Origin of the sequence: Streptomyces sp. NPDC059037, assembly GCF_042740015.1 — a bacterium.
GTDB lineage: Bacteria > Actinomycetota > Actinomycetes > Streptomycetales > Streptomycetaceae > Streptomyces.
In genome coordinates, this window is the sequence record NZ_JBHYIG010000113.1 from 19,774 (window position 1) to 27,698 (window position 7,925).

The 7,925-nt window shown below is 69.6% G+C and carries 5 protein-coding genes and 1 riboswitch; of the genes, 3 read left to right on the forward strand and 2 right to left on the reverse strand.

Features of this window, described 5'->3' with window-relative positions; genetic code table 11:
• Nucleotides 1-10: 10 nt before the first annotated feature.
• Nucleotides 11-427, reverse strand: a complete 417-nt coding sequence (locus ACFWY6_RS23145) for a cobalamin B12-binding domain-containing protein (protein WP_266870102.1) — start codon at nucleotides 425-427, stop codon at nucleotides 11-13.
• A 404-nt stretch (nucleotides 428-831) separates the two neighbouring features.
• Between ACFWY6_RS23145 and ACFWY6_RS23150 the strand changes: the two genes are divergently transcribed.
• Complete coding sequence (locus ACFWY6_RS23150) at nucleotides 832-1,686, forward strand: lipase family alpha/beta hydrolase (protein ID WP_384693428.1); 855 nt, start codon at nucleotides 832-834, stop codon at nucleotides 1,684-1,686.
• 296 nt (nucleotides 1,687-1,982) lie between these two features.
• Nucleotides 1,983-3,575, forward strand: coding sequence for a M23 family metallopeptidase (locus tag ACFWY6_RS23155; protein WP_384693431.1), 1,593 nt, complete (start codon nucleotides 1,983-1,985; stop codon nucleotides 3,573-3,575).
• 21 nt (nucleotides 3,576-3,596) lie between these two features.
• On the opposite strand, the gene pcrA is transcribed toward ACFWY6_RS23155, so the two are convergent.
• Nucleotides 3,597-6,128, reverse strand: a complete 2,532-nt coding sequence (pcrA, locus tag ACFWY6_RS23160) for a DNA helicase PcrA (RefSeq protein ID WP_384693435.1) — start codon at nucleotides 6,126-6,128, stop codon at nucleotides 3,597-3,599.
• Nucleotides 6,129-6,371: 243 nt separating this feature from the next.
• A riboswitch (cyclic di-AMP (ydaO/yuaA leader) is annotated at nucleotides 6,372-6,528 on the forward strand.
• Nucleotides 6,529-6,535: 7 nt separating this feature from the next.
• On the opposite strand from pcrA, the gene ACFWY6_RS23165 reads away from it, so the two are divergent.
• On the forward strand, nucleotides 6,536-7,744 hold the full coding sequence (locus ACFWY6_RS23165) for an NlpC/P60 family protein (protein WP_384693438.1): 1,209 nt from the start codon (nucleotides 6,536-6,538) through the stop codon (nucleotides 7,742-7,744).
• Nucleotides 7,745-7,925: the final 181 nt, after the last annotated feature.

A 7,925-nucleotide genomic window follows, 5' to 3' on the forward strand; every position in this document is an offset into this window, starting at 1 on the left:
GGCGAACCGCTCAGGCGCCCGCGGGCTGCCGCACGTTCGCCCGGACCCACTCCACGATCGAGGCCGTCGTCGCCCCGGGCGTGAAGATCTCCGCGACGCCCTTCTCCTTGAGCGGGGCGATGTCGTCCTCGGGGATGATGCCGCCGCCGAAGACCTTGATGTCCTCCGCGTCGCGCTCCTTGAGGAGCTCGATCACGCGCGCGAAGAGCGTGTTGTGCGCACCGGAGAGGATGGAGAGACCGATCGCGTCGGCGTCCTCCTGGATCGCGGTGTCCACGACCTGCTCGGGCGTCTGGTGCAGCCCGGTGTAGATGACCTCCATACCGGCGTCACGCAGTGCCCGCGCGATCACCTTGGCCCCGCGATCATGACCGTCGAGACCCGGCTTGGCGACCACCACGCGGATCGGACCGGCTGCCACACCCATCACTGCCTCCATGTACCGATATCCATCTGTCCAAGCACTGGCACCCCGTGCCGCACCGGCCGGGGAAGTGAACGAACGTTATCTCCAGCATCTCTCACCCGGCAGTTTCACGGTGGAGAGCGAGGGGGAAATCACACGATGGGACACGTTCGCTGCGCGCCACTCCCGTATCCAGCGGTATACGGACCGTATCCGGGACGGCGCAAGGGGAGCCGCAAGGAGGTCGCCGCACCACCGCGCAGTCAGCCGCGCGACGTGGTGATGCGGCGTATCGGCGATCGCGCCGCCGGTGGGCAGGCCACCGGCGCCGACCACGCGCCGCCGCCCGCCCTCCGCCGCGCCTCCCCGCTACGGGCACACGGGGGACAGAGCCGTCCTCCCGCGTGCCGACCGGGAGGTCGACCATGACCGTCACGAGGGTCCTGCCCTTTCGCCCGCTCTGCTCGCTGCTCCCCGCCAGACTGGCGGGACTCTCCCTGACCCTGCTGAAAGCGACCGCACTCGAGCTGGCGATCCTCACCGGGCATCTCCTCCTCTACCCCTCGGGCATCGTGCCGGAACGCAGGACCGTCCCCGCGCCGTCACCCCCCGAAGCCCCCCGGCTCCCCACCGAGAGCAGGCCCCCGGTCGTCCTGCTGCACGGCTTCATCGACAACCGCTCCGTCTTCGTGCTGCTCCGCCGCTCCCTGGCCCAGCACGGCCGCCAGCACGTGGAGTCCCTCAACTACTCCCCTCTCACCTGCGACATCCGCACCGCCGCCGAGCTGCTCGGCCGCCACATAGAGGAGATCTGCCAGCGCACGGGCCACGACCGGGTCGACATCGTCGGCCACAGCCTCGGCGGTCTGATCGCCCGCTATTACGCGCAGCGCCTGGGCGGCGACCGGCGCGTGCGCACGCTGGTCACCCTCGGTACGCCGCACTCGGGCACCCGGGTGGTGCCGCTGGCCGACGCTCACCCGATCGTGCGCCAGATGCGCCCCGGCTCAGATGTGATCGAGGAGTTGCGCGAACCCGCGCCGGAGTGCCGCACGCGCTTCGTGAGCTTCTGGAGCGACCTGGACCAGCTGATGGATCCGCTGGAAACGGCCTGCGTCGACCATCCCGACCTGATCGCGCAGAACGTACGCGTCTCGGGCATCGGCCACCTCGCCCTGCCCGTGCATCCCGCGGTCGCCACCGGAATCCGCCAGGCCATCGACCAGCCGGCCACGGGAGATCGGGGCGCGGGCGGGCTGAACGGACTGACGGTGGCGTAAAAGCGGCAGGCACGGCGATGTGAAGGCGGCGCGCGCGGTGGCATGAAGCGGCACGCGGTGACGTAAATGCGGCACGCGCGGCGACCTCAGCAGCGGCTCCCGCGCCCCGCGTTCACCACGATTCGTCGAACGTTCCTCGAACGCAGGGCCAAACCTGTGCCCACAGTCCGCCGAAAGGCGGCCGAATGCCCGTTTCCTGAGATCGGGAAACCTGCCGAAGATTGTCGCGCCCGCGTACCGCCGGGTACAGTCACCGCACTGCTCTGCCCCCTGCTGCCGAGGCGAAAGAGAAGTTGGTGAACGACCGTCACCCGTCGGGGACCCCCACTCCCCCGGCCTCGGCACCCGCCGACTACGCGCCCTATGCGTCGTACGACCAGGGCACGCAGCACGGCGGCTACACCGGGTACGACGGCTACTCCACCGGCACGTTCACCACCACCGGCGGCTACGACACGGCGAGTCCCGACACCGGAAGTTTCGCCTCCGACCCGCTCTTCGGCGACATGCCCGGCAGTCAGTACGACACCGGCCAGTGGTCAACCACGGGGACGCAGCAGACACTCGGCTACGACCCGTACGCCGCGCAGCACCAGGTCGCGTACGACGCGAACGGCTACGAGACGGGCAGTTACGACACCAGCGCCGCGTGGTCGACCGGTGGTTACCAGACGCTCGCCACGGACATCCCCGCCCAGCCGGGCCCCGACGCCGGCGACCAGTGGGACTCCACCGCCTGGAACCAGCCGCAGCAGACCGGCCAGTGGGAGGCGCAGTCCTTCGAAACCGGGGCGTACGACGCGACGGCATGGAACTCCGGCGGCCACGAGGCGGCGTACGGGGCGACCGGGACAAACGAGACGTACGGGGCAACTGAGGCGCACACGACGGCGCTTGTCGAAGAGCACGGAACCCTGGACCCGTACGAGCCCGCCGAGCCCGCGGAGGCCTACGCGCACGCGGCGTACGCGGCCGACACCCCGGTCGAGTCCTACGCGTCCGATCCGTACGCCCAACCCGCCCCCGCCGAACACGAGTTCACCCCGGACGAGGCGCCCGCGGAGCCGCTCGGCCCGATCGAGCCGAGCTTCGGACGCGACGCCGACGACGACGAGCCGCCGGTCATGGACCGCTCCCGCGGCTCCCGTTCGCGGACCCGCCGCCGCACCCCCGCCAAGCGCTCCGCCCTGCTCACGGTGGCCGTGCCCTCGGCCTGTGTGATGGGCGTCGCCGGTATCGCCGCCGCCTCCGTGAGCAACTTCAGCGGTGACGACGGCAAGGAGACCCAGGCCGCCACGGCCCCGGACCCGACGTCGGTGAAGCCCTCCGCGGCCAACAACAAGCTCGACACGCAGTTGGAGAACCTCTCGGCGGACGCGGGCGACTTCGCGGACCGGGCGAGCCGTACCCAGGAACGCATCGACCTCAAGGCACAGAAGGTGGCCGCCGAGAAGAAGGCCGCCGAGGAAGCCGCACGCAAGGAGCGCCTGCGCCCCAAGTTCGCGCTGCCGGTCAAGCAGCAGGGGCTGAGCGCCTATTACGGCCAGGCAGGCATCAACTGGATGTCGGCGCACTCCGGAATCGACTTCCCGGTGTCGTACGGCACCGAAGTGATGGCCGCGACCGACGGCACCGTCTCCACGAAGTGGAACAGCGCCTACGGAAACATGGCGATAGTGACCGCCAAGGACGGCACGGAGACGTGGTACTGCCACCTCTCCACGCACAAGATCTCCAGCGGCCCCGTCAAGGCGGGCGACGTCATCGCCTTCTCCGGGAACTCCGGCAACTCCACGGGACCGCATCTGCACTTCGAGGTGCGTCCCGGCGGCGGCTCGGCCATAGACCCGCTGCCGTGGCTGCGCAGCCACGACCTCGACCCGACGTAACTCCGGCCGCCGCCCCCGGCGTTACAGCTTCTCCACCGGCGCGTACCGCAGCAGCAGGCGCTTCGGCTTGGGCTCTCCGAAGTCCACCGTCGCCTCGGCGTTCGCACCCGAGCCCTTCACTCCGACCACGGTCCCGAGGCCGAACTGGTCGTGCGTCACCCGGTCACCGACCGCCAGCGAGACCACCGGCTTCTCGGTGGCGCGGCGCGTGGCGAAGCCCTGTGCGCCCCCGGCACGCGAGCGCGACGACGACAGGGAGGACGTGATGCCCGCCGCGGGTCCTGAAGACGCCGGCGCGCCGACGGACCCCGTCCGCTTCCAGTCCAGATGGGCGTCGGGGATCTCTTCGAGGAAGCGCGAGGGCGGGTTGTACGAGGGCTGGCCCCAGGCGCTGCGCATCGAGGACCGCGTCAGATACAGCCGCTCCCGCGCGCGCGTGATGCCCACGTACGCAAGGCGCCGCTCCTCCTCCAGCTCCTTGACCTGGCCGAGGGAGCGCATGTGCGGGAAGACGCCGTCCTCCATGCCGGTCAGGAAGACGACGGGGAATTCCAGGCCCTTGGCGGTGTGCAGGGTCATCAGCGTGATGACTCCGGAGCCGTCGTCCTCCTCGTCGGGGATCTGGTCCGAGTCGGCGACGAGCGCGACCCGCTCCAGGAACTCGGAGAGCGAACCGGAGACACCCGCGCCCGCGCCCTCCGCCTCGGTCTCGGTCTCCGTCTCGGCGCCCGTCTCGCCCGCCGCACCGCTGTCCTGCTCGAACTCCAGGGCCACGGCGGCCAGTTCCTGGAGGTTCTCGATGCGCGTCTCGTCCTGGGGGTCGGTCGAGGCCTGCAGCTCGGCGAGATAGCCGGTCCGTTCGAGCACGGCCTCCAGGACGACGGCCGGGCCCGCGCCGGACTCGACGATGGTCCGCAGCTCCTCCATCAGCGTGTTGAAACGCTTGACGGCGTTCGCCGAGCGGGCCGCCATTCCGTACGCCTCGTCGACGCGCTTCAGCGCCTGCGGGAAGGAGATCTTCTCGCGCTGCGAGAGCGCGTCGATCATCGCCTCCGCGCGGTCGCCGATGCCCCTCTTGGGTACGTTCAGAATGCGCCGCAGCGGTACGGAGTCCTCCGGGTTGGCGAGCACGCGCAGATACGCGAGGACGTCCCGGACCTCCTTGCGCTCGTAGAAGCGGACGCCGCCGACGACCTTGTAGGGCAGGCCGACGCGGATGAAGATCTCTTCGAAGACACGCGACTGCGCGTTCGTCCGGTAGAAGATCGCGACGTCGCCGGCCTTCGCGTCGCCCGCGTCGGTGAGCCGGTCGATCTCGTCGGCGACGAACTGCGCCTCGTCGTGCTCGGTGTCGGCGACATAGCCGGTGATGCGCGCGCCCGCGCCCGCGTTGGTCCACAGGTTCTTGGGGCGTCGGCTCTCGTTGCGCTCGATGACCGCGTTGGCGGCGGTGAGGATCGTCTGGGTGGAGCGGTAGTTCTGCTCCAGGAGGATCGTCGTCGCGTTCGGGTAGTCCTCCTCGAACTGGAGGATGTTGCGGATCGTGGCGCCGCGGAAGGCGTAGATCGACTGGTCCGCGTCACCCACGACACAGAGCTCGGCGGGTTCGCCGACATCACTGCCCTCGCCTCCGGAGGGGCCGACCAGCTCGCGCACGAGGGCGTACTGGGCGTGGTTGGTGTCCTGGTACTCGTCGACCATCACGTGCCGGAAGCGGCGCCTGTAGTGCTCGGCGACGTCCGGGAACGCGCGGAACATGTGGACCGTCGTCATGATCAGGTCGTCGAAGTCGAGCGCGTTCGCCTCGCGCAGCCGCGACTGGTACATCGCGTACGCCTGGGCGAGGGTCTTCTCGAAGCCGTCGGCGGCCTGGCCTGCGAAGGTCTCCTCGTCGATCAGCTCGTTCTTCAGGTTCGAGACCTTGGCGCTGAAGGACTTCGGCGGGAACTTCTTCGGGTCGATGTCCAGGTCACGGCAGACCAGCGCCATGAGCCGCTTGGAGTCGGCGGCGTCGTAGATCGAGAAGGAGGAGGTGAAGCCCAGCTTCTTCGACTCGCGGCGCAGGATGCGGACGCAGGCGCTGTGGAAGGTCGACACCCACATCGCGTTCGCGCGCGGCCCGACGAGCTGCTCGACACGCTCCTTCATCTCACCCGCGGCCTTGTTCGTGAACGTGATCGCCAGGATCTGTCCCGGGTGCACATGCCGCTCGGCCAGGAGATGCGCGATGCGGTGGGTCAGGACCCGGGTCTTGCCGGAGCCGGCGCCGGCCACGATGAGCAGCGGGGAGTGCGCGTGCACGACGGCCGCGCGCTGGTTCTCGTTGAGACCGTCGAGCAGCGCCGCCGGGTCGATCACCGGGCGGGGCGCGCCGCCGCGGTAGTGCGCGTCCCTGGGCGTGGGCGCGTCGAACTTCCCGTCGAACAGATCATCCGGAATGGGCTCCGGAGCACTGTCCTCGGGCGGCGGCGGGGGCTCCCCCGCGGCATCACCCTCTCGGGCCCGCGAGGCCTTGAGGTCCGCCAGGAAGCTGTCATCAAAGAGGCTGCTCATCGCCTCCCGAGTCTAGGCGGCCCCACTGACAACCCGCCCCGGGTTCCGGCCACCTTCATACGCCTACACCCCGCCCGCGGACGGTGACACTCCGCTACGGCACGGCGTGCCCGCGTCAAGAGCTTCGTAAAGTCACGAAAATGTATCGGGCATATCGAACATCAACCTTCACACGGACCACACGAGTTGGCTAGCGTGCTCCGCGGGCTGCTCGTACTTCCACCGGCGAACCCCGCCGGGAACGGGTGGCCTCCGCCGAGTCCGACCTCCTCGGAGCCGGGGACCCACCAAGACCTTGGGGTGAATCGGTCCCGTACGAAGTACGGGACTGTAGGGCAACCTTCCGAACCACCCGCCCGAACCCGACAGCTAACCCGGTAGGCGGTCTACGGAAGGAGTCGCCTCCCTTGGCGTCGCACCGCAAGCCGCGGACCCGCATTGCCGGAATACGCACCACTCCCGCCATCGGCATCACGACGGCGGCCCTCACCTCCGTGGCCCTCTTGTCGCAGAGCGCCCAAGCGGCTCCCTCGGCGCCGCAGAAGCCCAGCCTCGAAGAGGTCCAGAAGAAGGTCGACGACCTCTACCAGCAGGCCGGCGTGGCCACCCAGAAGTACAACTCGGCCAAGGAGCGCACCGAGAAGCAGCGCAAGAAGGTCGACACCCTTCTGGACGACGTGGCCCAGCGCACGGACAAGCTGAACGAGGCCCGTCAGGAACTCGGTTCGTTCGCCGCGGCCCAGTACCGCACCGGCGCCGTCTCCGAGACCGCCACGATGATGCTCGCCGATGACCCGCAGGGGTACTTCGACCAGAACCATCTCTCGGACCGGCTGACCGAGCGCCAGAAGAAGGCCGTCGACGACTACCAGACGCAGCAGGCGTCGGCGACGAAGCAGCGCACGAAGGCCGCGAAGTCCCTGGAGACGCTGAGCGATTCGCGGGACGACCTGAAGACGAGCAAGAAGGCCGTCCAGGACAAGCTCACGAAGGCCCGGACGCTGCTCTCTGAGCTGACCGCCGAGGAGAAGGCGCGGCTCGCGGCGATCGAGAAGAAGAAGGAAGAAGAGGCCAAGCGCAAGGCCGCCGAACTGGCCCGCAAGCAGGAGGCCGAAGCGGAGGCCAAGCGCAAGGCTGCGGAAGAGGCGGCCGCCAAGGAGCGCGAGGAAGAGCAGCAGAACGACGAGACCGGCGGGACCGCCGACAACACGGAGACCCCGGACACCGGCACCGGCACCGGCACCGGGGACACCGACAGCGGCTACGCGACGAAGGCCGCGAAGGTCATCGCCTTCGCGGAGGCGCAGATCGGCAAGCCGTACGTGTGGGGTGCCACGGGCCCCGACTCCTACGACTGCTCCGGTCTCACCCAGGACGCGTGGAAGGCCGCGGGCATCTCCCTGCCGCGCACCACGTGGGACCAGGTGAAGGTCGGCACGACGGTGAAGACCGCCGACGCCAAGCCGGGTGACCTGGTGTTCTTCTACGACGACATCAGCCACGTAGGGATCTACATCGGCGACGGCAAGATGATCCACGCCCCGAAGCCGGGCACGAACGTCCGCGTCGAGTCGATCTACTACATGCCGATCCACAGCGTGGTGCGCCCCGCGTAACCCGCGCCTCTACGCCCTACACGCGCGTGGGCCGCCCCGGCACGGGGGGGGGGGGCCGGCCGCGGGGGGTGGGGTTTTGTCAGTGAGGGGGGGGGGGTGACCGGGCGGGGGGGGGGGCCCCGGTGCCGCTGGGGCGCCGGCTCCACGACGTACGCGATCCCGCCGCCGCCTTCCCCACCCC

What these genes read in the sequence shown, in the direction of transcription:
- ACFWY6_RS23145 (WP_266870102.1), bottom strand. Translation starts at nt 427, where the DNA reads ATGGGTGTGGCAGCCGGTCCGATCCGCGTGGTGGTCGCCAAGCCGGGT.
- ACFWY6_RS23150 (WP_384693428.1), top strand. Translation starts at nt 832, where the DNA reads ATGACCGTCACGAGGGTCCTGCCCTTTCGCCCGCTCTGCTCGCTGCTC.
- pcrA (WP_384693435.1), bottom strand. Translation starts at nt 6,128, where the DNA reads ATGAGCAGCCTCTTTGATGACAGCTTCCTGGCGGACCTCAAGGCCTCG.